The following is a 26,807-nucleotide window of genomic DNA, read 5'->3' as shown; positions in this document are numbered from 1 at the left end:
TTGTGAGTGGTTATTCAAAGAGCCCATTAATCAGGCAATAAGGCGATTACACGTAACGGTGCACCACTACCATTTTTTATTTTCATCGGTAAAGCGATGAGAAACAGCTCTGTGCTTGATATCTTATCCAAGTTTGCAAGGTTTTCAAAAACAGGAATATTGGCTTTAAAAAGAATCTGATGGCTTTCAAACATTTTCGATTGACCATAATCGATACTCGCTGTATCCAATCCGATCGCTTTAATGTTCCGCTCTTTTACAAGCCACTGAGCGGCCTGAGGGTGTAGCCCTGGAAAATGCAACTTGGCTACCGCAGCCTGTCCTCTTTCAGCCGTACCCAGGTATTTTTCCGCATCAGGCCAGTAACGGCTAAACCCTGTATATAACAGTACAATTGCCTGATCAGGTATAAGGCCATTCTGTTCTTCCCAGGCGGTGAAATCCACTTTATCAACCTGGTAGTCAGGATCCTTCAGTGTTTTTGCTGAGACATCAATGACCACAGCCGTTCCAATCAACTGTTCAAGAGGAATGGTATCGACTGTTCTTTTCCCCTTTGCAAAATGAATGGGAGCGTCAATATGGGTGCCTCCATGTTCAGCGGCACTATAATCGTTAGACGCATAATAATATCCCCGTTCCGTGAAACCTTTGTATGTCTCTATCAATGTAAAATGTTCTGCAGTGGGCCAGTAAATAGTGTCTTCTGAAAAGTCATGAGAGAGATCCAGCCAAGAGCCGCTAGGCCACTGAGGTTTTGTATCAGAGGCTGCTATCCCCAATGAAAAGATGCCGATTAATAATAAAGCAATGTGCTCTATACGTTTTATCATCGGGTTGCTCTCCCATATTGTTCTATAAAGGAATATGGAAATAAGCCTAGCACAGAACCATAATTGCAGGCTCAGTGACAGGATAACGATACAAGCTCTACCTTATCTGCATCATTTAATGAGTAATAGGAACATTGAACTCTCATTGTAAAGTGATTTGGGATTATTGATTTTAGTTTGTACGATAAACCGTTATGGTGAGACCTTAACCAGAACTCCCATAATCCTGAACCAATAACTGAGCAAGGAAGCTAAGGTGTTTGAGAAAGTCATCGGTATTCTGTTCCCTGTTTTTGCGATTGTGTTTGTCGGCTATGTGATCAGCAAACGTCTAAAGCCAGACTTCAAGCCGATCAACCGCATCAATATGGATGTGTTCGTGCCTGCACTTATCTTCTCGTCGTTAGTGACCATGAAACTCGACACCGCTCAGGTTTCCTTACTGACTGCTGCTGTTTGTGCCGTGATCTTTCCGGGGCTATTGATGATCGCCCTATGCCGAATGAATAAAATAACCTTTAAAGCCTGGGCTCCGCCACAGATGTTTCGTAACAGCGGTAATCTCGCCATTCCGCTGTTCAGCTACACCTTTGGTGAAACAGCTATGGGCGCCGCCGTGTTGCTGTTTGTCGTATCGACCACCTTACATATCACCGTCGGCATGGCACTGTTGAGCAACAAAGAATCCCTGTCAATTAAGCAGCTATCAAAAACACCTTTGTTGCTGGCAACCCTTGCCGCACTCGCGGTTAACTTACTGGATATGCCGATCTGGAAGCCATTTTACGAAGCTACCCATCTATTAGGCCAAGCTTCAATCCCGGTGATGTTGCTGTCATTAGGCTCGCAGATGGTCAACCTGCGCTTGGCGGGCTTACGCACCGGGCTGATGACCACCTTGTTCAGCCTCAGTACGGGGGCCATCACCTTCGCCATGATTTACTTTTTTATCCCGCTACCTCACCAACAACTTCAAATGATGGTGCTGTTTACCATGCTACCGCCGGCAGTCATGAACTATCTGTTTGCTGAACGGTTCAACGTCGAGCCGACCAATGTGGCGTCAATGGTGTTATTCGGTAATTTTTTCGCGATTATTACACTGCCTATTTTATTGTGGGCAGCGCTAGCAATTTAGAACGCTATTGGGTTAATGGGAAGTATCATAATGTAAGGGCGTATCTGCTTATTGTACATATCAGCGTGACGCCTGTTTTCTTTGGTAACAGAGCACTGCTAGTGCATTGACTTGCCTTAGAAGGCGCTGAACAGGTTATCACCAGCTAAACTGTAGTGATATCAATGAATGATATGTCAGAAGATACTTTTGACTCGGAAGCTGATTGTCGACGACAAGCTCTGAGGAGGAACTATGAGTAACGTACATGGCATCTCTATGGATGTCGAGCGGCTAGAGAATGAGACTGTTTTTATGGAATTCAAAGCCATAGGCACTCTGACCCATGCTGACTACGAAAAAATAACACCAATGATCGAGGATGCTTTGGTTAATGTTGAAAATCCGATTGTGAATGTCTACGTCGATGGAACCGAGTTTCAGGGCTGGCAGTTACAGGCGGCCTGGGATGATTTGAAGCTTGGCCTAAAGCACGGTAAGAAGTTTAACAAAGTGGCTTTTTATGGCAACAGCCGGTGGCAGGAAGTGATGTCGAAGGTGGGGAGTTGGTTTGTTTCTGGTGAAGTAAGGTACTTTGAGGAATCGTTGGATGCTCTGACTTGGCTAAGAGAGTGATATTTAGAGCCATCCTCACACCAGCAACTATAGTATTGATATAGCTATTGAATTAAAATAAACAATCTAACTCATAACAAGATGTTGAATATGGCGGGTAACAACCTGCCATTTTTTTTAAAGCTCCGTGCTTTGAACGGAAGTAAGATTGTACAGGTTGAAAATGGACATAAATAAAACGGCGGCGGCTTTACTGTCTGCATTATTACCGATAACAGCTTTGGCTGAGGGCATTGGGCAGGTTGAATCGCCGCTGAGGTATTTTGCTAGCCTGAAAGGCGGGGTAAGCCAAATCAGCAATGCTGATCGTGTCGTGTTTAGCAGTGGCGAAAAGCTGGAAGCGGAAACAACAGATAGCGAAGGCTTTGCTGGATTGGATATCGGTGTGTATACACCGGGAGGTCGTAGCCGTGTGTATTACAGCTTTGAGCAGCATAAATCAGAAACGATGTTCAAAGATACGCCAACGTATGAAACGAAAGCCAATATGCACCTGCTAAGTGCTGATTACCTGTTTCGCCATGATAACTCTGTCAGACCTTTTGTCGGGTTGCATATAGGTTATGCATCTGTTGAAGCTGATTCTATTTTCCCGGATAAGTTTGATGTTAGCGGTGTTGTGTTTGGTTTGCAGGCTGGGGTGAGCTGGAAGGTCGTTGAACAGTTTGGGTTAGAGCTTGGACTTCGCCATTCGTTGCTTCCCACAGATATTGAAACTTGGGATGGTACCGATAATGATGGAAGCGCAGTGAGTTTCGAGTCGCAGCAAAACGGCGTGTCGTCGCTGTATGCAGGGGCTAGCTACCGTTTCTAACGGGTAGATATCCCCCTGTTCGCCTTATCTGTTTGATGGTGGTTTCATGCATCGGTTTACTACCGGCTTCAGCTGCGTATAATGCCCTGCTAGTTTAACGACAACCATTATCAGTAAGGACTTCAGTTTGAAGCTATTTGTCAGAGATCTTACCGTCATCGATGCCTCTTACCTATGCGAAAAGCGGGGTATGGTCGGAGAAAGTTGGATCCTCGATGTGGTGATGTCGGGTGAGCTGAATGAAATGAGCATGGTGCTTGATTTCAGCCGGGTTAAAAAGCAAATCAAACAGCTGGTGGATGAGTATGTCGATCACCGCCTGATTGTGCCGACTCAGAATTCCCGTATTCATGTTGCCGAAAGCAAACCAGGTTACGCGACCGTTGATCTGCTTCGTAATGAAAAGAGCATTCATTTGAACTGCCCGGATCAGGCGTATTGTTTTATTGACGATGATGCAGTAACCATTGAGTCTGTTACCCAGCATTTGTACCAGGTTCTCAATGGTAAGTTACCGGCCAATGTCCAGGGGCTGGAGCTGAAATTACGCCACGAGAAAATCGATGGTGCTTTTTACCATTACAGCCACGGCCTTAAAAAGCATGATGGTAACTGCCAGCGCATTGCGCATGGCCACCGTTCACCTGTTGAGCTGTATGTCGATGGCCAGCGAGACGCCGAGCTAGAGCAGCAATGGGCACAGCGCTGGCAAGATATTTACCTGGGAAGTAGCGAAGATGAAGTGGCATTGTCAGCACTGAATTTGAGTGAGCATGCGGCAACTGTTTCTGAGTCAACCCATTATGGTTTCCGCTATACCGCCCCTCAGGGTGAATTTGAGCTGGCGATTGCCCGCAGTGAAACCGAAGTACTCAATAGCGATACTACAGTAGAGTTGCTGGCACATTATATTGCCGAGCAGGTCAGCCCTATGATCACAGGGAAATCCCTTGATGTGGTGGCCTACGAAGGGGTTGGCAAAGGTGCCATGGCCTCAAAATAAACCTGATAGCATATCGAAAGCCCTTATTCTCTAAGGGCTTTTTGACCATACTCATATTATTTCCTCAACGCTTTTCTTGCCCAGTTATGAATAAGCTGTTTTTCGTAAGCAAGCGCTTTGTTCCTGTCCATACCAAATACGCTAGCCTGGTAATTGAGATCGGTCAGCCATACCTTGTCTGATTTAATTGCCGTTTCACCTTGCCGGATCTGGTAACTAAAACTGATTGATGGGGCTGAAATGCTGGTTAGGATCCGCAGTTGTTGCCCGCTATCAGAGCCGAAACGAATATCGCCGGCTAAATCCAGGTTATTGACCCTGATGGCCAATGTCTGTTCTGGCTTGAGGTAAATTCTTGCCATGTCACTGAAGTACTCGCTAAGGATCTGAAATACGCGTTGTTGGAAGCGCGTTTGACTGCCACTTGTTGATCTGACATCGCGGTAGTTATCAGGGCTAACCCAAGTTACAGAAGCCGGTGGAATATCTATCGTTTCATCGGCGATGGAAGAAACACTGAACAAGAGAAGACTGGCAGTAAGCCAGGTTGGAAGTTTCATGTGCGAGAGCCTCCGGTGGGTGGAATAAAGCCGTACCTTGTTTTCAAGTTGGTGATTCGGCTTGACCTGTATAGCAAAGACTTCTGAATATCATTCTTAAGTTTACCAAACGATGTGGTCTATGTGCTTGGATCTCAAATTACAGTGATATAGATTTCCCTTACAGCATCATCAGCTCGACTTTGGGCGGTTCGCCTTGCAGACTGAGATAAACAGACAGAATGTGCATGGATGCAAGGAGTTGTCTTGTCGCAACGAATGAGGTTACTGCTGGCGATTTCGGTTGTGAGCATAGTTATCGTTTTGGGGATGTATGCTACCCGTGAAATAAGTCGCCAATGGTTATTTGAAAGTGCTCAGGCCCAGGGAGAAGACCGCCTGCTCAAGTATGTCGGTGATATTCGCCGCGCACTCAGGCGCTATCATTACTTGCCTTACTTGGTTGCCGACCATCAAATGAGCCGGGATCTGTTGTCAGGAGAGCAACGCCTGCATGATGACGTTGCCCTTTACCTGGCGCAGCTGGACAAAGCATCGAATACCAAGGGGTGGTATATCCTTACGCCTAAGGGCGAGTTGATTGCTTCAAGCCGTAAGCATGCCAATTGGCAGGAGGCTGACGGGCAGGCGATAGCTGACAAGTTATTCCAACAGGGCGGAGAGGTTGTTACGGTAAGCAAGATTGTTGGCGGAAAGGCGAGATACTTTTTGGCAGCACCTATGTACGCCAAGTCAAGAATGATTGGAATGGCCGTGGTTAAAGTCGACCTGAGTATCTTGACGGAGTCCTGGCTGGCAGAAAATGAACTGGTCTTGATAAGCCATAAAGAACAGAAGTTTTTCCTATCGAGCAGCCAGCGTTACAGTGCTGAGTGGCTAAATCGCCAGGCACAGGGAATGGCCCAGTATTCGCTAAGGTCGAAGCAGCTATACAGTGGAACTGAACTGTCGACATGGCGGCTAGGGCAGGAGGAGTATCTGGTCCAGAATGTACAGCTTGATGATCTTAAGTGGAAGATTTACTACCTCACCCCTCTGAACAAGCAAATTCAAACTGTTTACTGGTTGGGTATCAGTTCGGCCATACTGATGGTCTCGATGCTCATGTTAGGGCTCTTTATTTATGAGCGGCGGCAAAAGCTCCGCTCGCAACAGCAGTTTCAGCAATTGGTCACGGAGTCTGAATACCGGCTGCGGCGCATGTTCAGTAAAACCAATGTCGGATTGATGCTGCTTGATAGCCAGGGAAAAATTGGTGAGATCAACCCAACGGCGATGAGTTATTTCAACTTGTCGGAGTCCATGGTCGAAAATATTTTTGCCTGGCAGTTATTTGAGACAAGCGCAGGGAACTCAACCGTGATGTTGTTGTTGAAAAACCTCGCTAACCACCATGAATGGGGGGAAATCACCGGTGTTGAGGTGATGGCCCAGCGCAGCGACGGTTCGCGCTTCCCGGTGTTGTTTTCGATAACGTCATTGCCCTGGCATGGCGAAAAGCATTTTTTGATCACCGCCATTGATATCAGCAAGCGTAAAAAAGCCGAAAATGCACTGCGTGCAGTCAATGAGCAGTTGGAACTGCGGGTTCAGGATAGAACCGCTGAGCTACATTCTGCCCAGGAGGAGTTGGTTCAGAGCAGTAAAATGGCGGCACTGGGAAGAATGTCGAGTGCGATCACCCATGAGCTTAACCAGCCTCTGACTGGGCTGCGGACTTTGCTTTCCAGCAATCAACTTCTGATAGAGCGCGGTGAAACCAAGATGTTGCTGGCTAATATGAAGCTCGTTGATACGCTGGTGGAACGGATGGCGAACATGACTTCACAACTCAAGACGTTTGCTTTTAATCGCCCTGAACAGCTAAGAGCGACATCATTTCCAGACACCTTGCAGCAAATTTTACGTATTCATCAGCAGCGCTTGAATCATGTTGATGTACGGATCCGAGTCCCCGCTAATTTACCGGAGGTACTCGGTGAGCCACAACGCCTGATGCAGGTTGTCGGTAACTTGATCACCAATGCACTTGATGCGATGAGCCAAACTTATCAACCTTGTTTAACTATTACGGCCTCTGAGCAGGACGATAGCATCATCATCCAGGTGATCGACAATGGGCCTGGTGTGAGTGATCCTATGCTGGCGAATATGTTTGAGCCTTTCCAGACCAGTAAAAAAATGGGTGAAGGACTTGGGCTGGGACTATCAATTACCGCCAATAGCGTCCGGGACATGCAAGGAACGATCATTGCCGCCAATAACCTCGATAATCATGGAAACCGGGTGGCAGGAATGACGTTCACAGTGACGTTGCAAAGTGCCACCCATGGCTTTGAGCATGAACAATCGTTAAGGGCTGTTGATGAGGTAACCGATAATCGGTGATGTGACTTATGTACTCGCTTTTATCTGTATTGCCTTAGTTTGCCTTGGCTTCATATTGGATACCACAGCGCCAGCAAGGATGAAGCCTAGGGCAAGCACGATATTGAAAGACCAGCTGTTTACACCTGCAAGCGATAGGGCAACCGACGAGATCAGGGGCGCACTGAAGCTCAAGGAAGCCAGCAACTGTTTATTTCCGTGCTTCAGGCCGATATCCCATAGGTAGAATGATCCGCCCACCGGCCCTAGGCCGAGTAGTACAATACCGAGCCATTCACTGGAGCTGAAGTTCCAGTTGCTAGTCTCCAATTGCAGGTGAGCCACCAGAGAAAGCAGGGCTACGGCTGCAGATAACCAGCCAATATCGTCGACTTTATTGTTTGAGTTGGACAAGTACCAGGAATAGCTCGACCAGATCATTGCACAGGCGATTGCGAGCACATAACCGGTGATATGAGCTTGGTTCAATGCGAGGCTGCCGTCACCGATGATGATGAACGCGATGCCGACAAAACCGAGGCAGCCTCCGAACAAAGCCCGAACAAGGGTTTGCTTTGTCGCAACAAAAACAGCAAGCAACAAGGGCCAGAAGTAAACAATCAGGCTGATCTCAATCGCCGGTGCATACTTCAGGGCAATGAAGTAGCAAAAATGGAAACCAAATAATCCAGCTATGCCCAAAAGCCACTGCGTCGGCGTTAGAGATGGTTTGGTCAATACGGGTTTCTTGGTGAGGATGCGTTTTGCCACCATTATGAGTGCCGAAATACAAAAGCACAGTGACAGTAACTGAAATGCCGGTATTTTGGTTGTCATTGTACCCAAGAGGGCGAGTAAGCCCCATAAGATAACAGCTGTAACACCGTAGAGTGTTGCCATGATATTGCTTCCTCAATCAGTATGGATGACAGAGAGAATAGCCGGAGTAACCTTGAAGGAGTGTGCTGGGAGGACGCTTTTGTTGGCTAAAAAGCTGGAGTTGTCATTGCCGTTTTATTTGGAAAAAGCGGTAGGTGACTGACCAAAATAATCTGAGAATCGTCGGCTGAATGCTGATAAATCACTGTAACCAACCTGCTCAGCTATGAGGCGAATGGGAAGGTCGGTATGGGTAAGCAATGCCTTTGCTTTTTCCATCCGAAGTTGAGTGAGGTATTTTTGCGTTGTCATCGCCATGCTCTGCTTAAAGACTTTTTTATATTGGGTTGTGCTCAGGCATGCGATTTGGGCAAGTTCATCAAGGGAATATGAGCGACTGAGATCTTGCTGGATCACTTCAATCACACGTTCAATACGGGGATCAACTTTTGAGCTGCAGGTTTGCTGTGCGATGAGCTGGTAAAATAACTCGAATGTCATTGATTCTAAAGCCTGATGAACCTGGGATTCCAGCTGTTTGCCAATGAACTGAATATAGGCCAGCAAAGGCGTACTGATAGAAAACTTTATCGCTGATGAAGACATGACATTGCTTGGTAATTGATCCAAATCGGCGACAATAAAGCGCGCGGCTTCGTCGGCTCGAAAATCATGCCTCTGTCCGGCTTTGATAACGACACAATCCCCTAAACTCACTTTGCCTGTGTACTCTCCCACCTTAATATCGATAGAACCATGCAGGGGCAATACGAGCTGGTGGTACTGATGGAAATGGCTCCGCATCTGGCTGGTATAGGAACGGATGGAAAGGCGATCATGTGCGGTCAATAGTTGCTCCTCTGGAGTGGAAGACCCTATGAGTTATTACGTCTCGAGCCCTCATGTCGTAGTAATTATTGTTGTTCAGCACTAATAGCATTGTTATTCGCAATAATTAGAGCTTACACAAATATATCCTCCTTGTTTGAAATGAACAAATCGCCTTGAACTATACTGACAAGATTGCTTTTTGAATTAACAGCTTAAAAATTCACAAATCAATATCCAACTTTGTTTTTATGAGGTTGTTATCGATGAGCCGGAGACGGTTAGCTTATGCAGTGTCATCATATCCCCTCCTGTTGTTCTTAGTCTTGCTTACAGCTAGTCCGGTATTCGGGGGCGAAAGTGAAGCCGTGTCTTCTTCGCCCTATAGCAATACAAGCTGGGAAGATCAGCTTAAGCCAGATGACGTGTATGATTCGCCGTACTCAGTCTCGCTTTTCTCTGCGCCAAACGGAGAAGACAAGGAGCGTCTGTGGTCTCAAACCAAATCGATGGCATGGTACGGGGTCGGTGTGGCTGGGGTTATTGCCTTGCTACCCGAAGAGATTTCGAATTGGGATGATAGTAGTGAGCGCCTGCTGGAAAAATGGTGGAACAATGTCCGTGACGGACCGGTTTGGGATCGAGATGTCTGGTATATCAACTATATAGGGCACCCTTATTTTGGTGGTGTCTATTATCAGGTCGCCAGAAAGTCTGGCTATCGCCAGTGGGATGCCTTTGTATACTCTTTTCTGATGTCGACGTTTTATTGGGAGTATGGACTCGAAGCATTTGCAGAAGCGCCTGCAATTCAGGATTTGGTGGTTACGCCAGTGCTAGGGTGGGTATACGGTGAGTGGGCGTTTAACAAAGAGCGGGAAATTATTCAGCGCGGCGGTAAAGTTTGGGGGTCTTCGGCAGTCGGTGATACCGCATTATTTTTCTTGGATCCGGTAGATACTATTGGCCGTGGTATAAATAACTTCTTTGGCCGGGATGTCATCAAGGCCGGTACTGGTTATGTTGGCTTTCAGGATGTTCAACTGCCTAATGGAGAAGTGGATACCCAGTTTAAGCTCAACCTGAATTATACCATTGGAGAAGGCGAGACCAGCCCGGCGGTAAAACGTCGTCGCAGTTACGCAAATATGTCAGTATCCAGTGATCCTGTCGATTTTGGTACTGTTGGTATATCACTTGGTGGCCGATATTTGGCCCTCGATGATGCTTGGCAACTTGAAAATAGCTGGGCACCGACAATTAGCCTTGGTGTGTATTTTACTCCGCAATTCTCATCCCGTTTGAACTATACCCGTATCGATACGGAAGAAGTGAATACTAATACAGATGTGACTTATGAAAACTACAGCTTTGATTTTCAGTACTACTTTAATAGTGAGGAGGAGCTACGGCCTTATATCAACCTTGGAATAGGAGAGACTCAGCTAGACAAAGTACGCGATAGTAAAGTCTTTCAGATCAACGGCGGTCTTGGGCTTCATTATCAGTTCAGCCCCAATTGGGCTGTACTTGCCGATTGGTATCATTATCACAGTACCAGCCGTTCAACGAATGATGATCAATTTTCTGGCCAGTTAGTCTATCGGTTTGGTCGAGGAGAGCGGTAACTGAAAATAATACAAATTATTATTTACCTCAGGGATCGACAACCCTGGCCAAGGTGTGTAGTGTCAAGGCTTAACCTCTCTGTATGTAGATTGAATATAAGCTAAGGAAAAGTAAGGTGATTAGCCTAAAAACACCAAGGTTGGTGATGCGACAGATAACCGAGGCGGATTGGCCTTTGTTTTGTCAGTTACACCAAGAGCCGAAAGTTATAGAACTGGCATTTGATGAGCCAGCTGTAGATGAGATAAGAACTCGGTTCAATAGTCGATTACCTGAGTGGACGTCAACCTCAGACCACTGGCTTTGCCTGGTTATTATTGATAATGAAACAAACGCACCAGTAGGCGTTACAGGGTTTATTGTCGACGAGAACAATCGAAGCAATGCCGAAGTTGGCTATCTGCTATTACCCGAGCATCATGGTAAAGGCTACGGGACAGAATCATTGCAAGGTTTGCTGCATTTCGCAATCCACGAGCTGCATTTGTCGTGCTTAACCGCGACGGTAACTGAGGGTAATGATGCCTCATGCAGAGTGCTAGAGAAGTGTGGGTTTGTTTTTAGTCAACGATATCCTGATGCCTATGAAATCAGGCAAAAGCGCTATGCTGATCTCATATATACCTTTAGCTATAAAGTAATTTAATGGTGATAAAGAGTTTTGATGCCCTGCCTTTAATAAGTTACTGATCGTCGCTAACTGTTAGATCTCGACAAATTCACCTTCTGTTGACTTCATGCGTATAGCTCTATACGTTTTTCGCTTGCAATTATTTATATCGGACACTTATGAAATCTCTGCCATGGAATGCCTGGCTACTCGCTCTTGTTCAGCCTTTTGTTTTATCTGTTGGGGCACTCAATGTGTTTCTTGGAGGTATTGTTGGTTCTCAGCTGCATCCGAATCCTGAGCTTTCTACCATACCAGTAACAGCCCTGATCATTGGTGTTTCATTAAACATTTTTCCATCTGCCAAAATTCAGCACAAATTCGGACGGAAAAATGCCTTCATTACCGCAGCCCTTATTAGTAGTTGTGTTGCATTTGCAGCGGGATTAGCCATTGAGCAAGCGTCGTTCTGGGGCTTTTCTTTGTGCTGTTTTTTACTCGGCACCCAATTGGCGTATGTTGGTCAGTATCGCTTTGCTGCGATTGAAAGCTGCAGCAATGCCAGCCAGCACCCGAGCGTTATTAGCCTAGTGCTAGTCGGGGGAATAGCTGCTGCAGTGGTTGGCCCGGAGCTGCTCAATGTTGGCCAGCTTATCCCGATTTATTCCTCTGAGTATGCCAACGCATACAGCGCACTGGGAATGATTGAGCTTGTTGGGGCTCTCATCTTGCTGGTTGGAATGAAGCCTATCAACATAAAGGAAGATAGTGCAGCTAATGGTACTAGCCGTCCTTTTTCCCATGTGCTGAAGCAACCTCTGCTATGGCTTGCGATCGGGTCCGGTTTAACTGCCTATGCGGTAATGGCATTTCTAATGACAGCCACGCCGCTAGCTATGCAGCACCATGGCCACGATATCCAGAGTGCGAAGTGGGTGATCCAGAGCCATGTTATGGCAATGTATTTGCCTTCGCTTATTACCCCTTTGCTGATTAGGCGCATCGGTACTTACCGTTTGATCTATGTGGGTTGTATGGTGATGATTGGCTGTATTGCTATCGGACTTATCGGACAAAGTGTCCATAGCTACTGGTGGGCGTTAGTGTTGCTGGGTATTGGCTGGAACTTCTTGTTTATCAGCGGAACTACCTTGTTACCTGGTACCTATCAGGCCAATGAGCGTTTTAAAGTTCAGGCAATCAATGATTTTTCTATCACTGCTTTTCAGGCCACAGGCTCCTTAGGCGCAGGCATGGTCCTGTTCACCCAAGGGTGGAGCTGGATGCTGGTCGCTTCAGTTTTCCCTGTGGCCACCTTGCTGCTGCTTAGCTTGGTGGTGCAAAAGCGATAAGTGCAGAGGTTTAGGTGAGCCTTGTAGGGCAGTCTGATCCCGCAGACTGCTCTAAATTAGGCTTCCGCTTCAATCTCAATTTCGATCATCAGCTCGGGTAATACCAGCCGCTGGACACCCAGTATACTCTGAGGTGGGCAGGTTTCCGCTTCTGCAATCCAGTTCGCGTAGACATCATAGTTTTCCAGAAATCCATCAACATCGGTGGTGAAAAAACGCAGTGATACCACATTGCTACGATCCATACCGGCTTTGCTGAGCACGGCATCAATATTCGATAACGTACATTCTATCTGGCCGCGAAGTTCGTTAGGTGATATGACGACAAAGCCCAACTCACAATCAGGCGCAGGGAGTGCCGATATCTGCCCTGAGCAGCGAAGGTGTTTTGTTCCGCCTTGAACCACTTCAGCCTGATCCATGCTCCATTGTAGCCCCCAGTCCGTAGGGTTGATGGATTTGCGTTTCATGCTCAGTTCCTATGTGGATATCAAACTGTTATTTATTGAGTGTAACGGCGAAAAAGAAAAACGCGCGAAGATTGCCTACGCGCGTTGTTGTTAGGGAGTTTATCTAAAAAGCGAAACTAAGCGGGCTCTGCGACAGGCTCAGTTTGACCTTCCTTTGGGGCATCAGCCACCTTTTGCGCTACTTTATTGCAGATGTAGTCACCGATAGGGATGGCTGAGGTTGCCGCTGGAGACGGCGCATTGCATACATGCAGGCTACGCGGGCTTTCGGCAAACAGGAAGTCGTGAACCAGGGTGCCGTCTTTTAGCACTGCCTGTGCCCGGATCCCCGCAGGATAGGGTTCAAGATCACTGGCTTTGATTTGCGGGCAGTATTTATTGACCAGTTTGAGATAGCCCGGTTTCCACCATGAGTTTTTGGTTTCTATTAGGCCGGTTTTCAGGTGCTTAGCCGTAACTTTCCAGAAGCCGCTGAACTGGATCATATCTTTGATGTCTCTCAGGCTAATGTTGATCCGGCTATAACCTTCCCGCTTCCAGCCCTGTACGGCATTGGGGCCGACAGTGACCGTACCGTCGATCATCCGGGTCAGGTGCACGCCGAGGAAAGGCAGATCAGGATCAGGGATTGGGTAGATCAGATGATTGACTATCTGGTTGTACTTCGGTGCCAGGCGGTAGTATTCACCCCGGTACGGAATGATTTGAAAATCAGTTTCGATACCTAGCATTTGGGTCAGACGATCGGCCATTAGGCCGGAGCAGGAAATCAAGAAGCGGCAATCGAGCTGGAAAGGTTGGCCATCACTTTTACAGCTGACCGTAATTTGTTCGGCTGTTTCAGATAATGCGACCACTTCGGTGCGTTGTGATATTTCGCCGCCGATCTGAATAAACTCTTCGGCCATTTTTTCGGTAACCAGGCGATAGTTGACGATGCTTGTTGCAGCAACAAATATGGCGCCTAGTCCGGTAATATTGGGCTCTTTTTCAGCTAGCGCATCTTGGTCGAGTAACTCAACATCAATGCCATTTTGTTGACAGCGCTCGTAAAGCGCCTGCATGCGTTCAAGTTCTAGTTCGTCAGTTGCTACCAGCAACTTACCGCAGTTTTCGACGGGGATGTTGTGCTTTTTACAGAATGTTAGCGTGTGTTCAACTCCGGCTTTGCAGAAGTTTGCCTTCAGGCTGCCCGGTGCATAATAGACTCCGGCATGGATGACACCGCTATTATGGCCTGTTTGGTGACGTGAAAGACCGTCTTCTTTTTCAACGACCAGAATGGACTTATCTGGGTAACGTTGCTGCAACTGCCAGGCCGTTGAGATGCCAACGATGCCGCCACCGACAATTATGTAATCGTAAATCTTATTCACAGACAAAACTCCCTATTTGCACCCAGATCGACCCGCTCTGGGTGACGTGATTCCTATACCTTGTCATGACTGGGATGACGGTGAGGCAGCCAGTTCCGGCTGGTGCTCTTTGCGGCCGCTATAGATAAACAGGACCACGAAAACGACGGTGGCAATGATCCGGGCTGCGATCGGCATGTCAGGCCATACCAAGATTAACCCTAGTGTGGCAAGTAAGCCTCGGAGGAACAAGTTAATCTTGCCCTCGAGATAGCCTTCAATCGCCCCAATTAGGGCATAGGTGCCGACGGTAGCAAAAAAGCCGACGGTGACAACGGATACCCAGTCCCAGCTAACAAGGGAAGTGTAGGCAATCAACAGAGGAACAAGGTACAAGCCTTTGGCAATCTTCCACGCCGTCAGGCCCGTTCGCATTGGTGGGGTTCTGGCAATTGTTGCGGCGGCAAACGCCGTCAGGCAGACAGGGGGAGTCACATTACTGTCCTGGGATAGCCAGAAGATGATCAAGTGGGCAGACAGCAGAGCCAACCCGACTTTCTCAAGGCCTAGGCCTTGTTCCAGCAGTGTACCCATGAAGTCAGCCGGTACTAAGGCCAGCAATGCTTGGGCCTTGTCCAAGCTCATTGGCTGAGTCAGGGCAGATAGCTGATCCGGCGCTGCTAGCATGAATATCGCCTGCGCCTGCTCTGGCAGTTGACCGTTAACTATCATATCGAGGATCTGGCTTTCGGCCAGGAGTTTGTAGAGCGCCGGAGCCGACAGTGTTCCCAGTACGATATAGGCGGCAGTAACAGGCAGTCCCATCCCAAGGATCAGTGAAGCCAGGGCGATCAGTACCAGCATCACGATGAGGCTGCCATTGGCCCATTCATTAATCATCAGCGAGAAGGTATTGCCAATACCTGTTGTACTGATCACGTTGATCACCAGGCCAATACCAACCAGTAGTACGGCAGTGGTTGCCATGTTACGGGCACCTTGCGCCATTGCTTCGATGATGGCCGTTAGCCCCATCTTATTGGGTGATAGCCAGGAAGCGACAATTACTGAAATGATTGATAATCCGGCCGCGTAGGTGGGGGTAAAGCCGCTCACCAGCAGGCTGACGAGTACACCAAGTGGGATCAGGTTATGCCAACCGGAAAGTAGTACCTTTAAGAAAGGTTCGGAGGTGGCGGTAACCTGATGGACACCGCTGCGTTTGGCTTCAATACGTACGAAGAAGGCGACCGACAGGAAGTAAATCAAGGCCGGAACCACTGAGACGGCAATGATATTGACATAGGGAACCTGGGTATAGGAGGCCATTATAAAGGCCCCGGCCCCCATAACCGGCGGCATTAACTGCCCACCGGTAGAGGCAGCGGCTTCAACCCCGGCGGCAAAGCGTGCGGGAAAGCCAGCTTTGCGCATCAGTGGAATGGTAATGACGCCAGTGGATACGGTGTTGGCAACACTGGATCCTGAGACAGATCCCATTAGCCCAGAGCCGATAACGGCAATAAAACCCGGACCACCAATGATTTTGCCTGCGGCAGCGCGTGAGACATCAATAATGTAGTCACCGACCCCAGAGCGCACTAAAAATGCACCGAACAGAATAAACATGAAGACAAAGCTCCAGCTGATCCGCGAGATCGAGCCAAACATGCCTTCCGAGCTGTAGAAGCTCCGATAGAGCAGGGTTTCAAAGCTCAGGCCGGGAAAGTGGAAGATCCCTGATACCCATTGTCCCCAAACCACGACATAGCTCAGGCACAGCACAATCAGGACTGGAATAAACCATCCAATCGTGCGGCGGATCAGCTCCAGTACAATCACAATCGCCAGAATGGCGAAGAACCAGTCACTGGCGATAAATTTCACGCCTCGCTCGTAAAGCGCGTCTTCGGCAAAGGGGATATACAGCAAACAGGCCAGGGCACCAAAGGCGATAAGGAGATCGAAACCAAGTGCAATTTTACTGCGTTTCAGACTTTGGTGTGCCGGATACCATAAGGCACAGATTATTGCGAAACCTGCAAAGTGAGTGGCCGAGACCCAGAGCTCTGGGAGAGTGGCGAGCGTGTTGAACCAGATATGAAGAACCGAGAGTAGTACGCCCATCACGGTGATGGTGGTGGTCAGCCAAGGGAAATCTGTCCGTGTCGGCAGTTCAAACTGCTGTAATTCTTGTTCGGTGGAATTGCTCATAATAATGCTCCACGAAACCCGCAGCACGTCCTGTGCTGCGAGATATCGATTGATTTACGATTACTGTGCAATCAGGTGAGAAGGAACATTGATCCCCATCTCTTGGTAGTAGCGTGCGGCACCCGGGTGTAGCGGCACTGTCAGGCCATCAATGGCTTTTTCAACAGCCATCACCTTGGTGGTTTTGTGGATGCTATTCAGGAACGGCAGGTTCTCGTAAATAGCCTTGGTGAGCAGGTAGACATCATCATCTGAGATATCTTCACGCACAACAAGGAAGTTTGGCTGCGTAATGGTCGTTACAGGCTTGCTCTGGCCCGGGTAGGTATTGGCCGGGATTGTAAACTTGGTCCACAGGCTGTATTCACTGTTGGCTTGCTTGATCTGCTCGTCGGTGAACGACAGGATTTGGATTTTCTCGCCCATTGCGGCAAATGCGCGGGTGACGGCGCTTACTGGTACACCTGCTGGTGTGTTCATGCCATCGATCGCACCATTCTGCATTGCATCTGCACTGGCACCGTAGCCAAGGTAAGCGAGGTTGAACGTATCTGGGTTGATATCCAAGCCTGACATGATCTGGCGGCCTGAGCCTTCAGTACCTGAGTTTTTCTTGCCGATAGAAAACTTCTTGTCTTCCATTTGCGTCAAGTCGGCAACGGTGCCTGTTTTCGCCATATCAGAGCGAACCACAAAGTGCTCGACGTTTTGCCAAAGCATGGTCACTGAACGTAACTGCTTTTGCGGGCCGCTTTTTTCAAAACGTCCTTCCCCATTCCATGCCCAGGCACCGTACAACCCTTGCAGAATGGCAAATTGCGCTTCGTTTTCGTTGAGCAGCTTGACGTTCTCACCTGAACCCGCAGAGCTGATTGCAGCAAGGGAAAACTGGTGCTTTGGCTCAAGCTTGATTTTGCTTAGCGTGGCAAGGGCAACGCCGACAGGGTAGTAAGTACCGCCAGTTGACGCCGTTGCCAGGATATAACTACGGTTGTCAGCAGCATGTGCAGCTCCCCCGAATAGTCCCATGGTAGTGGTTGCAACAACGAGTGATTTAATCAGTGCCTTTTTTAACATTTTTATACGCTCCGTGTAGGGATACCGATGAGTGATTTACATATAGCAAGTCGAATGCCACTTTTTAAGCTTTTGAATATAAAGAAATTTAACTTTAATGTGCTATAAATGAGCAAGATCTTGCTTATTTAGCGGATCAGGCAGTAAGCAAGATCTCGCCTATTGCTGGAATGTATTGTGGCTGGTTGTTAATGGTTTGTTTCGGTTTTGATGGGGCTTATGTGAGGTGGTTAACAAATTGATGGTTTAGCAATAGGCAAAAAACTGCCTACTACGATTTTCGAGAACAATAGTGGCCCTATTTGAACAAGGTTGTTTGCTTATAAAAACGTGATGTCTATAACGACTCAGCGAGTATCGGAATTTTTGGAGAAATATTTTCTATTTTGTTGTGATTTGATAGTAATAAAAGTGAAGGATTTCCCCTGTTGAAGCCGTATATTACTTTTAAGCGATAAAGAGCGGTGAGCTATCGCTTTTTCCTCAATTACACAATATCGAAAGTAGGGCATCATGGTAGAAACAGTTAATACAGATAAAGCGCCTGCGGCAGTTGGCCCGTATGTACAAGCGAAAAAATTCGGCAATATGCTATATACCTCTGGTCAGTTACCGTTAGATCCAGAAACTGGAAAAATGCCAGAAGATGTTGCGGCGCAGGCACAGCAATCGCTGGCTAATGTTGAAGCAATTGTCAATGCTGCGGGTCTGACAAAAGCGGATATTGTAAAAGCAACAGTATTTGTAAAAGACTTAAATGATTTTGGTACTGTAAATGAAGTGTATGCAGCCTTCTTTGGTGATAGCTGTCCGGCTCGGAGCTGTGTTGAAGTTGCTCGCCTTCCTCTAGATGCCAAAGTAGAAATTGAAGTGATCGCTGTCGCTCAGTAATTTACATATTTCGAAATATAAAGCCCGCATCTTGCGGGTTTTTTTATAACTTGAATTTTTACCACTATAAATAAAAAGTAAGATTTTAAATTTACCGTTTGTTCTTATTTTGCTTATTTTTTATTCGGGGAAATCATCTTTCTATTCTCATTGGAAATAATCCATCTTCTAAAATTCTACATTTTCATCCCCCCTCATTTAGCGCCAATAATAAATTTGTGAAGCTTGTCTTGTTTTTAACGCCCTTAAGTGATGTTTATTACAAAGTGATTTTATTAGTTATTTGAATTGGATCATAAATTTCCCATGATAAAAATAACTCAAAACCAACCTGAATCAAACTGGAGAAAATTATTTTATGCGTGAATGCTTAATGGGGAAAAATATTTCATTTATTATAGATTGTCATAGAATTTTGCAATTTTTTTCTCTTCTTCCGAGCGTATGCTTCCAATTAATCCCAAGCCGAAGTGCAAATTATGTTGATAAGTTGCGTGGATTATCATCGTAATGTTAATGCATGAGGTGTGATGTGAAAAATAATAAAAATCTTACTAATTAATACCTACAAAATATTGGAGCACAATATGAGTGAGCAACTCAATGCTGGTACGACCGTTATCGACATGGGGAAACCTGAGTTACATAAAAAAGCCAATATGACAGAAACAGAATGGAAGGAGGCAATTAAGTTCGACAGTGTTGATATTGGTTGGATTGTCATGAGTATCGGTATGGCAATTGGAGCCGGAATTGTTTTCCTTCCTGTTCAGGTTGGGGTGATGGGGTTGTGGGTCTTCCTGCTGTCGTCTGTTATAGGCTACCCAGCAATGTACCTTTTTCAAAAACTGTTTATAAATACGCTGGCGGAGTCTAAAGAATGTACGGATTATCCTGGTGTGATCACAGGATACCTAGGTAAGAACTGGGGGATGGCATTAGGGGCTTTATACTTCGTGATGCTGGTTATATGGGTATTGGTTTATTCCCTTGCAGTGACTAATGATAGTGCTTCATACCTTCATTCTTTTGGGATAACTGAAGGGCACCTCAATGACAATGCATTCTATGGTTTAGCTCTGATTTGTGTATTGTCATTTATTGGCTCTAAAGGAGAAAAACTGCTATTTAAGCTGTCTGGATTTATGGCTGTTACGGTTTTGTCACTCGTTGCTATTATGGGGGTGTTGTTAATTGCACGTTGGGATAGTGCAAATATTCCTCAGGTGGGCGAGTGGGGTTCAATGCTGAAAGATGCGATAATCACATTGCCATTCACTTTGACTTCTATCCTTTTCATCCAGTCATTAAGCCCTATGGTGATTTCATACCGTTCTCATGAAAAATCAATAGAGGTTGCACGCTATAAAGCGTCACGTGCAATGAAAATCGCTTTTGCTATCTTGTTTGTTATTGTATTTTTCTTTGCGGTGTCTTTTACCTTTGCAATTAGCCAGGAGCAGGCAGCGGAGGCAATGAACAAAAATATCTCGGCACTTGCTATCATTGCGCACTACTTCCCAGGAAGCTGGGCGACAATTGCCGGTATCGTGATTAATATTTTTGCTGTTGTGACTTCATTCTTTGGTGTCTTCCTGGCATTTAAAGAAGCATGTACAGGCCTATGTATGAACGTGATGCTTCGAAAATACAAAGAATCACAGATAGACAAAAACTTAGTAAGTAAATTAGTTACTGTGTTTATCATCTTGTTGGCATGGGGAGCGATAGCTATTAATGCCCCAATTCTGTCTTTCACCTCAATTTGTAGCCCTGTATTTGGCCTGGTTGGCTGCTTGATCCCTGCTTATTTGGTGTACAAGGTACCTCATTTAGCCAAATATAAAGGTATGGCAACAAATATGATTATTATTACAGGCATACTACTTTGTATTTCACCGATACTTGCATTTATCTAATAGCTAAATAAACAGGTGTTATTGAAAAAGCGACCGAAAGGTCGCTTTTTTTTGATGTGTGGTTTAAGAGTAACTCTGACTTGGCGTTGTACTGTTACTCAGTGTAATTGCTTCGGTACAGGCCGTATTTCTGCATTTTCTGATTGAGGGTACGACGCGGCAGATCGAGCTCCTCCATGGTGTCGATGATACTGCCGTTGTGACGCTGTAGTGTTTCATGCAAGACTTTGCGCTCGAAGTTCTGAACCTGAATAGCCAGTGGTAATGCTGTGTTAGACGGCTCGGTGGTGAGGTTGGGGCGGGAGGCCAAGATCTCCCCAACCGTAAGGGTGTTGTCGAGGGCAAACCGGGTGGCGACATTCTTGAGCTCGCGGACATTTCCCGGCCACGGGTAACTCATCAAAGCCTGCTGATCACTGGGACTTGCCTTTCGAGTTCCGCTGTGGACCTTATGGGTGTAGTGATCGAAAAGCAGCAAAATATCATCGCCACGTTCTGCAAGCGGCGGCAAATAGAGCTGCGCTACATTGAGGCGGTAAAAAAGATCCTGGCGAAACTCTGGGTGGTGGTGGAGATCTTCCTTGGCTGCAGCCACTACGCGTAAATCGATTTTTATCGGCTCATTACCACCTACCCGCTCAACGGTATTTTCCTGTAGCGAGCGAAGCACCTTTACCTGCATGTTGAGTGGCATGCTTTCAACTTCATCGAGAAACAAGGTTCCCCGATGGGCAAATTCCAGCTTGCCGATGCGGCGTTTGACTGCACCGGTAAAGGCACCAGCTTCGTGGCCAAAAAGCTCACTTTCGAATAAGTTTTCCGGAATAGCGGCACAGTTCAGCGGGACGAATTCATACTGATTGCGTGGGCTTACCTGATGCAGACAGTGGGAAACCAGCTCTTTGCCGCATCCTGTTTCACCGTAGATGATTACATTGGTATCAATGGCTGCAATCTTTAGCAGCTGCTGGCGCAGGTTAACCATCGCCTCGCTGCGGCCAATCAATACTTTTTCCAGCCCTTCGGCCTGTGCCAGGTAACGTTCACGCTCTTCGGTATTGACCTGGGTTTTCCGGGTTTCCAGCGCTCGGCCAACGGTTTTTAATAACCTGTCGGGATCGAATGGCTTCTCAACAAAATCAAAGGCACCGTCGCGAAGCGCTTTGACGGCCATATCAACATCACCGTGACCAGTGATCAGGATGACGGGAATGTCAGGGTTGCGGCTCAGAAGCTGAGGTAGTAGAGCCATACCGTCGATATCGGGCAGGCGGACGTCACTGATAATGATCCCCGGAAATTGCTGGGGGATTTGGCTGAGTGCTGATTGCCCATCGGCAAACTCAAGTACCTGGTAACCCGCCAGCTGTAGCCACTGGCTGGTGGCCTGACGGACGATTTCATCGTCCTCGATGAGGGCAAGGGGGATATTTTCCTGCAAAGGCATAACCGTGTACTTCCATTTACTGTCGTTATTGCTGTCCACAGTAAAAAAACTAACCGGGTTTGGGAATGATGGTTATCGCAATTAGGGCAAAGGCTGATCGAATTGGTTATGCCTAAGTGTGATTTAAGCTTGGATTTCTAACTGTTTTTGAAACAAAGATTGAAAATGGTAATTGGCACTGTATAAAATAACGCCATCATTTCTTGAGGAGTTTACGCCACGATGAACAACTAACACCTGACATCCTTTTCTATTTTTATTTTTGGATCCTCAGGGTTAGTGGGCGTAACTTCGTCTTCGCTATTTATTAGTGTGTTCTGTTTTCGCCTTCGTCAGGCGAGCGGCATTCACCGATATGCGACCTTCTTTGTTTATCTTATTCAAGCTTGATTAGCTGATTGAATATAGACAGTTGCCCGTTGCCCCTGAAATCATTTCAGGAGGTTCGATGACCTTATATCATCCGTCACTTTTTGCGCAGTCACTTGCGGTTTTTCATGATAATGGCGATGCGCTATTTACCAATGTGAGCTTCTCGTTGGAAGCACAGATCACCGGTTTGGTTGGGCGAAATGGATCAGGAAAATCTGTACTGGCCAACATATTGCTCCAAGAGAAAATGCCCGATTCTGGCTGCGTGGTTTGCAAGGCAAAGGTGGGTTTTTTACCGCAAATAACCCAATACCACGAGCGGGAGGCCTTGGGTTCTATTGCTGATTTTCTCCATGTTACGGATAAGCTACACGCGTTGATCCGGGTCGAAAATGGCAGCTGTGAGCAAGCTGACTTTGACTTGATTGGTGATGACTGGGGAGCATGGGAAGCGCTTTGCCTTCAGCTTCAGGAGATGGGATTGCCGCCAGACCCTTTTATGTCGTGTACCCGTTTAAGTGGGGGGGAGCTAACAAGGTTGATGCTCTGGCAGTTGTTCAGTGCCGACTATGATTATTTGATCCTCGATGAACCCTCAAACCACCTAGATCGGCTTGGCCGCCAATGGCTGGTGAAGCAAATGGGAAGTTATCATGGGGGGATCTTGCTGATCAGCCACGATCGGCTACTGCTAGAACATGCCGCGAGCATCATGGAGCTAACGGCAAAGGGGATGCGACACTATGGCGGTAACTATTCTCTCTATGCCCAGCAGAAGGAGCTGCAACAGGCCGCTATTGAGCGTTCCGTGGCAAACGCGGAGAAACAGGTACTCCAGATCAGAAAACAACATCAACGCAATTTGGAGAAAGCTCAGCAACGCGCCGCTCAAGGCAACAAGGCAAGGCAATCCGGAAGCCAATCTAAGATATTGCTAGATGCCATGAAGGAGTCGGCACAGGTGTCTGGTTCGGCCCGAAAAGTACAGTTTGAGCAGCAGCTTTCAAAAGCTGAACAAAAAGCGGGTGAACTAAAAACTCAGCAGTTACAAACAAAACCACAGCAGATTGTAATGAATCACTCGGAGAAGCGGCTTTCCGGTGTTCTTGATCTGCTCGGTGTGCAGCTTAGCTATGGGGATAGTAAAGCGATCAACCTGAGCCTGCAATATGGCGATAGGCTTCACCTAACCGGAAATAATGGCAGTGGAAAATCTACTTTGCTAAAAACGATTACCGGAGAACTTAAGCCTTTGGCCGGCCAGGTAAAATGCAAAGCCAAGCTTTGTTATTTGGATCAGCATTTTAGCCTGCTTGATGAGGGGCAAACCGTGCTAGAAAACTTGCTACGGCTTTGCCCCGATAGTGCCCAAACTGAGCTGCGAACGATGGCTGCTGGTGTTGGCTTTCGGCGTGAACGGGTGGAGTTACCTGTGGTTGCGTTAAGCGGTGGTGAGCGGATGAAAATAGCAATGTTGGTGGTTAGCCATCAGCAAGGGGACACTCTGCTGTTACTCGATGAGCCTGACAATCACCTAGATATTGAATCAAAGCAGATGTTGGCGCAGGCGCTATGCGGGTATCGGGGCAGCATCATCCTTATTAGCCACGATGAAACCTTTGTTAAAGATGTGGGGTGGAACCGCTCATTAGAGTTGGGTGCTCGTTGCGATTGAAGGGGGGAAAGAAGGCCTGTTTCTTTGAATATGGGTCATACTGATTAGAGATCGTGACCTGACGAGCTAGGATAAGGTGATAGCTGTGCCCTTACGGGGACCGCTATTAGCCTCATGAAATATTGGGAGAGCAAAGATGCTAAAGAAAATACGTGAATTAGATTTCTTTAAACTCTTTGGATTGATAGCCGTTTATTTCATTCTTTCCTTGTTGACCTACCGTGTGCTGAAGACGTTTAGGCATAGTGATGATGTGTTATTTGGGCTGGGAATTGCTTCGGTGATCATAACAGCCTTGCTGTTTCTGGCGATATTTAAGATGAGAAAAAAGAGATAGAGAAAAGGGTCTGAAAGCAGGCCCTTTTCCGATTATTCCATAGTGAAGAATATGTCGTCATTAGCGAGCCGGTACTGCAACAGTGAAATATCATCGGCGTTATTCGGCGAGAAGGGTTCCGGCCCGGTCAGCTGGTGGCAGCTACACATTACTGACCATAGCTCTCCCTCGGCACTTTGCGCCCAGAGCAAGGCGGCATCAACTCTTGCTTGTACTTCCTGCTGCTGAGTTTTTGGTGTTATCTCCGCCCCTGATAGATCAAACAGCTCCACCAGCTGTCCATCCACAAAGCGGGCAATTTTCCAGCCACTGCCTGGGTATAGTTTACTTTCGGCCTCTGTTAGCTTAATCACATGCCCAGAAGGGGTGGACTCAATCCTGTCTTTGACCGCCATACATCCTCCACAAACAAAAAGTGATACTAATCCCAATCTACATAAATATCTGATCATTTTTCATGAGGGAAAATAGACCATCTACTTATCCAGATTGGTATAACGCATGATTAATCATAGGACATTGTATGGTTAACTAAAATTGGCCACTGTTTTATATTCAGCGGCACTCGGTTTGACAAGACTCAGTTTGAGATTGAACTAATCCAATCATGCCCGCTTATCTATACTTAACCTCAGTGCTTAAATGAGGTACTGATAATGACTTTTCTAATAACCTGGCAGTTACATCAAGGCAAGCTTCATCCGACGCTGGCGCATTTTTCCCAGCTGTCCGAAGAACAGGATCAGGCCATGATGGGAGACGATATCAAGATGATTGGACGCTGGCATGATTTGGTCAGTGGCACCGGTGTGGCGATTTGTGAATCAGATAATATCGAGGCGATATCGGCTTATGCGTTGAAATGGAACAACGATATGGATATCTCTGTTCAGGCTGTGGTTGATGATGATCAGGCTAAGGCACTGGGAAGCCAATTGTTGGTTTAGCTTGTCTATCGCGCGCTATATCACTCAATGATTTATCTTAAATACCCTAATACTTGCTGGCTGAGTATTAGGGTATTTTGTGTTACGACGAGATAGGCAATACAAAAGATTGAAAGTATTGCTTAGAGTCATGCTCTGTGATCAGCTGACTATGATGGATCATCAAAATAGACTGAATGATCCGCATGCCAAGCCCCATAGAGCCTGAAGGAGCCCCCGGATCAATCTGGTTGATGAGCTTTACCGATACATCATGTTGGTGGTATTCAGCCTGAAGCTGGATGGTGGAGTGATCCGGTGCATGGCGGATGGCATTCTCAAATAGGTTGGCGAATAAGCGCAGCAATAGTTGCCTGTCACCATAAACGGTATCCGTTTCTGGCATAGACAGGCTTAGTGAGAGGTGTTTTTTCTCGGCATCAATCGCCAGGCTTTCCTGGGTTTCCCTTATTATTTGGGTGAGCCTGACTGGCTCGAAGTAAGGCTCAGGTGCCTGTTTTTGGCTCCGTGCCAAATCAAGTTGCTGGCTCAATTGTTCTGCCAATTTGTGCGCATTCCGGTGTGCAGTATCGATAAGCGGATCGGGAGCCTGCGCCTGAAGCTTCCATGTTTCCAGGTAACCTAGAATACTTGATAGTGGCGTTTTGAGATCATGGCTAAGCTGCATTAATAGCTCTCGGCGGCGGGTTTCTTCCTGCTGCAGTTGTAAAAATTGCTGCTGAATTCGCTGCGCCATTAGATATAAGTGTTTCGCAATGGGTTTGAGCTCCGGAACCTGGTTGACGAAGTCGGGGTGAAAGCGGAAATCATTCTCAGCCTGGCTCCTTAGCTTTTGGGTGACAGCTTCTATTGGCCGCAGCAAAGTGCGTTTTACCAACTGATAGGTCAGCAAGCTGAATCCAAGGATCAGAAATAGAGATATCGCCAGCATGCTGTAGATGGGCTGGTTACCTTCCTGAGTTGCCAGTAATGTCCGCTGTTCGCTTCCTATCACAACGTATAAATAGCCAATAATAGAATCAAACTGAGTAATTGGAGCGACTGAGAATACCTTCCGTCCCCCTGGGTTACGTGGGTCATCCCCCAGAATCGGAAAGGCTTGCTGGTTCAGGAACTGTTGAATGGGCGCCAGGTTTACGGTGTCGGCTTGGACTTTGCCGTCAGGAGCGGCATGGCTGCGGATGTTCCCCTGCTGATCGAGAAAGTAGATTTCAAAATCAGGGCCGAGCAACATCAGGGTATGAAAAATTGACTTTAGGGCATCAGGATTATAATCGGTGCCGTGCATCAGTGGGTTATCATCCCGCATATGGGCGGCTAACTCACGATGTAACGTTTGCTGGGTGCGTTGTTCGATATATTGCTGCTGGTAATTGAACAGGCTGCCAAGCAGCAAGGCGGAAAGGGCAAACCACAGGCCGGTGAGCAGCAATAGGCGTATCTTAAAGTTCATTGTCATTTCTCCTAACCACTGC

24 protein-coding genes are annotated in these 26,807 nt (G+C 47.0%); 13 read left to right on the top strand and 11 right to left on the bottom strand.

The window, feature by feature from the left end; all coding sequences use genetic code 11:
• Positions 1 to 26: 26 nt before the first annotated feature.
• Positions 27 to 833, bottom strand: a complete 807-nt coding sequence (locus AC51G0_RS22180; RefSeq protein WP_496303817.1) for a cyclase family protein — start codon at positions 831 to 833, stop codon at positions 27 to 29.
• Between the two features lie 256 nt (positions 834 to 1,089).
• On the opposite strand from AC51G0_RS22180, the gene AC51G0_RS22175 reads away from it, so the two are divergent.
• From AC51G0_RS22175 to AC51G0_RS22160, 4 genes are all read left to right on the top strand, one after another.
• The gene (locus AC51G0_RS22175; protein WP_496303815.1) at positions 1,090 to 1,971 is read left to right on the top strand and encodes an AEC family transporter; all 882 of its coding nucleotides are present in this window, start codon (positions 1,090 to 1,092) and stop codon (positions 1,969 to 1,971) included.
• Positions 1,972 to 2,205: 234 nt separating this feature from the next.
• Positions 2,206 to 2,586 (top strand): SpoIIAA family protein, encoded by a 381-nt coding sequence (locus tag AC51G0_RS22170; protein WP_496303813.1) that lies wholly within the window; start codon positions 2,206 to 2,208, stop codon positions 2,584 to 2,586.
• A gap of 163 nt (positions 2,587 to 2,749) precedes the next feature.
• On the top strand, positions 2,750 to 3,400 hold the full coding sequence (locus tag AC51G0_RS22165; protein ID WP_496303812.1) for an outer membrane protein: 651 nt from the start codon (positions 2,750 to 2,752) through the stop codon (positions 3,398 to 3,400).
• A 127-nt stretch (positions 3,401 to 3,527) separates the two neighbouring features.
• Positions 3,528 to 4,403, top strand: a complete 876-nt coding sequence (locus AC51G0_RS22160) for a 6-carboxytetrahydropterin synthase (protein ID WP_496303811.1) — start codon at positions 3,528 to 3,530, stop codon at positions 4,401 to 4,403.
• A 56-nt stretch (positions 4,404 to 4,459) separates the two neighbouring features.
• Here AC51G0_RS22160 and AC51G0_RS22155 read toward each other — a convergent pair whose 3' ends face one another.
• On the bottom strand, positions 4,460 to 4,963 hold the full coding sequence (locus tag AC51G0_RS22155) for a DUF3016 domain-containing protein (protein WP_496303810.1): 504 nt from the start codon (positions 4,961 to 4,963) through the stop codon (positions 4,460 to 4,462).
• A 258-nt stretch (positions 4,964 to 5,221) separates the two neighbouring features.
• Here AC51G0_RS22155 and AC51G0_RS22150 point away from each other — a divergent pair, with 258 nt between their 5' ends.
• Positions 5,222 to 7,351 (top strand): PAS domain-containing sensor histidine kinase, encoded by a 2,130-nt coding sequence (locus AC51G0_RS22150; protein ID WP_496304178.1) that lies wholly within the window; start codon positions 5,222 to 5,224, stop codon positions 7,349 to 7,351.
• Positions 7,352 to 7,357: 6 nt separating this feature from the next.
• Here the strand turns inward: AC51G0_RS22150 and AC51G0_RS22145 are convergent, their stop codons facing one another.
• Together AC51G0_RS22145 and AC51G0_RS22140 are read right to left on the bottom strand one after the other, a co-directional pair.
• Entirely contained in the window at positions 7,358 to 8,230 is an 873-nt protein-coding gene (locus AC51G0_RS22145) for a DMT family transporter (protein WP_496303809.1), read from the bottom strand.
• Between the two features lie 114 nt (positions 8,231 to 8,344).
• On the bottom strand, positions 8,345 to 9,058 hold the full coding sequence (locus AC51G0_RS22140) for an AraC family transcriptional regulator (protein WP_496303808.1): 714 nt from the start codon (positions 9,056 to 9,058) through the stop codon (positions 8,345 to 8,347).
• Positions 9,059 to 9,303: 245 nt separating this feature from the next.
• Here AC51G0_RS22140 and AC51G0_RS22135 point away from each other — a divergent pair, with 245 nt between their 5' ends.
• From AC51G0_RS22135 to AC51G0_RS22125, 3 genes are all read left to right on the top strand, one after another.
• Positions 9,304 to 10,665, top strand: a complete 1,362-nt coding sequence (locus AC51G0_RS22135; protein WP_496303807.1) for a DUF3943 domain-containing protein — start codon at positions 9,304 to 9,306, stop codon at positions 10,663 to 10,665.
• Between the two features lie 116 nt (positions 10,666 to 10,781).
• Entirely contained in the window at positions 10,782 to 11,312 is a 531-nt protein-coding gene (locus tag AC51G0_RS22130) for a GNAT family N-acetyltransferase (RefSeq protein WP_496303806.1), read from the top strand.
• Between the two features lie 143 nt (positions 11,313 to 11,455).
• Positions 11,456 to 12,628, top strand: coding sequence for an MFS transporter (locus AC51G0_RS22125; RefSeq protein WP_496303805.1), 1,173 nt, complete (start codon positions 11,456 to 11,458; stop codon positions 12,626 to 12,628).
• 56 nt (positions 12,629 to 12,684) lie between these two features.
• Here the strand turns inward: AC51G0_RS22125 and AC51G0_RS22120 are convergent, their stop codons facing one another.
• From AC51G0_RS22120 to AC51G0_RS22105, 4 genes are all read right to left on the bottom strand, one after another.
• Positions 12,685 to 13,098 carry a RidA family protein gene (locus AC51G0_RS22120; RefSeq protein WP_496303804.1) on the bottom strand — a complete coding sequence of 138 codons (414 nt, stop codon included), beginning with the start codon at positions 13,096 to 13,098 and terminating at the stop codon, positions 12,685 to 12,687.
• A gap of 116 nt (positions 13,099 to 13,214) precedes the next feature.
• On the bottom strand, positions 13,215 to 14,474 hold the full coding sequence (gene lhgO, locus AC51G0_RS22115; protein WP_496303803.1) for an L-2-hydroxyglutarate oxidase: 1,260 nt from the start codon (positions 14,472 to 14,474) through the stop codon (positions 13,215 to 13,217).
• A 63-nt stretch (positions 14,475 to 14,537) separates the two neighbouring features.
• Complete coding sequence (locus tag AC51G0_RS22110; RefSeq protein ID WP_496303802.1) at positions 14,538 to 16,667, bottom strand: TRAP transporter permease; 2,130 nt, start codon at positions 16,665 to 16,667, stop codon at positions 14,538 to 14,540.
• A gap of 60 nt (positions 16,668 to 16,727) precedes the next feature.
• Positions 16,728 to 17,744 (bottom strand): TAXI family TRAP transporter solute-binding subunit, encoded by a 1,017-nt coding sequence (locus AC51G0_RS22105; RefSeq protein ID WP_496303801.1) that lies wholly within the window; start codon positions 17,742 to 17,744, stop codon positions 16,728 to 16,730.
• Between the two features lie 513 nt (positions 17,745 to 18,257).
• Between AC51G0_RS22105 and AC51G0_RS22100 the strand changes: the two genes are divergently transcribed.
• Positions 18,258 to 18,635, top strand: a complete 378-nt coding sequence (locus AC51G0_RS22100) for a RidA family protein (protein ID WP_496303800.1) — start codon at positions 18,258 to 18,260, stop codon at positions 18,633 to 18,635.
• Positions 18,636 to 19,261: 626 nt separating this feature from the next.
• Positions 19,262 to 20,554 carry an SLC5/6 family protein gene (locus AC51G0_RS22095; RefSeq protein WP_496304177.1) on the top strand — a complete coding sequence of 431 codons (1,293 nt, stop codon included), beginning with the start codon at positions 19,262 to 19,264 and terminating at the stop codon, positions 20,552 to 20,554.
• 94 nt (positions 20,555 to 20,648) lie between these two features.
• Here the strand turns inward: AC51G0_RS22095 and AC51G0_RS22090 are convergent, their stop codons facing one another.
• On the bottom strand, positions 20,649 to 22,001 hold the full coding sequence (locus AC51G0_RS22090; RefSeq protein WP_496304176.1) for a sigma-54-dependent transcriptional regulator: 1,353 nt from the start codon (positions 21,999 to 22,001) through the stop codon (positions 20,649 to 20,651).
• 448 nt (positions 22,002 to 22,449) lie between these two features.
• Between AC51G0_RS22090 and AC51G0_RS22085 the strand changes: the two genes are divergently transcribed.
• Complete coding sequence (locus AC51G0_RS22085) at positions 22,450 to 24,048, top strand: ABC-F family ATP-binding cassette domain-containing protein (RefSeq protein WP_496303799.1); 1,599 nt, start codon at positions 22,450 to 22,452, stop codon at positions 24,046 to 24,048.
• 136 nt (positions 24,049 to 24,184) lie between these two features.
• Positions 24,185 to 24,385, top strand: a complete 201-nt coding sequence (locus tag AC51G0_RS22080) for a hypothetical protein (protein ID WP_496303798.1) — start codon at positions 24,185 to 24,187, stop codon at positions 24,383 to 24,385.
• Positions 24,386 to 24,417: 32 nt separating this feature from the next.
• Here AC51G0_RS22080 and AC51G0_RS22075 read toward each other — a convergent pair whose 3' ends face one another.
• The gene (locus AC51G0_RS22075) at positions 24,418 to 24,780 is read right to left on the bottom strand and encodes a hypothetical protein (protein ID WP_496303797.1); all 363 of its coding nucleotides are present in this window, start codon (positions 24,778 to 24,780) and stop codon (positions 24,418 to 24,420) included.
• Between the two features lie 261 nt (positions 24,781 to 25,041).
• Here AC51G0_RS22075 and AC51G0_RS22070 point away from each other — a divergent pair, with 261 nt between their 5' ends.
• On the top strand, positions 25,042 to 25,332 hold the full coding sequence (locus tag AC51G0_RS22070) for a DUF3303 domain-containing protein (RefSeq protein WP_496303796.1): 291 nt from the start codon (positions 25,042 to 25,044) through the stop codon (positions 25,330 to 25,332).
• An 82-nt stretch (positions 25,333 to 25,414) separates the two neighbouring features.
• On the opposite strand, the gene AC51G0_RS22065 is transcribed toward AC51G0_RS22070, so the two are convergent.
• A complete protein-coding gene (locus tag AC51G0_RS22065) occupies positions 25,415 to 26,785 on the bottom strand; it encodes a sensor histidine kinase (protein WP_496303795.1) in 1,371 nt (456 codons plus the stop codon).
• Positions 26,786 to 26,807: the final 22 nt, after the last annotated feature.

The organism is Photobacterium sp. HL06, assembly GCF_059552575.1.
This window is presented reverse-complemented; position numbering and strand designations above follow the sequence as displayed.

What these genes read in the sequence shown, in the direction of transcription:
- AC51G0_RS22100 (WP_496303800.1), top strand. Translation starts at nt 18,258, where the DNA reads ATGGTAGAAACAGTTAATACAGATAAAGCGCCTGCGGCAGTTGGCCCG.
- AC51G0_RS22090 (WP_496304176.1), bottom strand. Translation starts at nt 22,001, where the DNA reads ATGCCTTTGCAGGAAAATATCCCCCTTGCCCTCATCGAGGACGATGAA.
- AC51G0_RS22095 (WP_496304177.1), top strand. Translation starts at nt 19,262, where the DNA reads ATGGGGAAACCTGAGTTACATAAAAAAGCCAATATGACAGAAACAGAA.
- AC51G0_RS22075 (WP_496303797.1), bottom strand. Translation starts at nt 24,780, where the DNA reads ATGGCGGTCAAAGACAGGATTGAGTCCACCCCTTCTGGGCATGTGATT.
- AC51G0_RS22135 (WP_496303807.1), top strand. Translation starts at nt 9,304, where the DNA reads ATGAGCCGGAGACGGTTAGCTTATGCAGTGTCATCATATCCCCTCCTG.
- AC51G0_RS22120 (WP_496303804.1), bottom strand. Translation starts at nt 13,098, where the DNA reads ATGAAACGCAAATCCATCAACCCTACGGACTGGGGGCTACAATGGAGC.
- AC51G0_RS22170 (WP_496303813.1), top strand. Translation starts at nt 2,206, where the DNA reads ATGAGTAACGTACATGGCATCTCTATGGATGTCGAGCGGCTAGAGAAT.
- AC51G0_RS22065 (WP_496303795.1), bottom strand. Translation starts at nt 26,785, where the DNA reads ATGAACTTTAAGATACGCCTATTGCTGCTCACCGGCCTGTGGTTTGCC.
- AC51G0_RS22070 (WP_496303796.1), top strand. Translation starts at nt 25,042, where the DNA reads ATGACTTTTCTAATAACCTGGCAGTTACATCAAGGCAAGCTTCATCCG.
- AC51G0_RS22155 (WP_496303810.1), bottom strand. Translation starts at nt 4,963, where the DNA reads ATGAAACTTCCAACCTGGCTTACTGCCAGTCTTCTCTTGTTCAGTGTT.
- AC51G0_RS22150 (WP_496304178.1), top strand. Translation starts at nt 5,222, where the DNA reads ATGAGGTTACTGCTGGCGATTTCGGTTGTGAGCATAGTTATCGTTTTG.
- AC51G0_RS22180 (WP_496303817.1), bottom strand. Translation starts at nt 833, where the DNA reads ATGATAAAACGTATAGAGCACATTGCTTTATTATTAATCGGCATCTTT.
- AC51G0_RS22125 (WP_496303805.1), top strand. Translation starts at nt 11,456, where the DNA reads ATGAAATCTCTGCCATGGAATGCCTGGCTACTCGCTCTTGTTCAGCCT.
- AC51G0_RS22085 (WP_496303799.1), top strand. Translation starts at nt 22,450, where the DNA reads ATGACCTTATATCATCCGTCACTTTTTGCGCAGTCACTTGCGGTTTTT.
- AC51G0_RS22165 (WP_496303812.1), top strand. Translation starts at nt 2,750, where the DNA reads ATGGACATAAATAAAACGGCGGCGGCTTTACTGTCTGCATTATTACCG.
- AC51G0_RS22145 (WP_496303809.1), bottom strand. Translation starts at nt 8,230, where the DNA reads ATGGCAACACTCTACGGTGTTACAGCTGTTATCTTATGGGGCTTACTC.
- AC51G0_RS22110 (WP_496303802.1), bottom strand. Translation starts at nt 16,667, where the DNA reads ATGAGCAATTCCACCGAACAAGAATTACAGCAGTTTGAACTGCCGACA.
- AC51G0_RS22080 (WP_496303798.1), top strand. Translation starts at nt 24,185, where the DNA reads ATGCTAAAGAAAATACGTGAATTAGATTTCTTTAAACTCTTTGGATTG.
- AC51G0_RS22105 (WP_496303801.1), bottom strand. Translation starts at nt 17,744, where the DNA reads ATGTTAAAAAAGGCACTGATTAAATCACTCGTTGTTGCAACCACTACC.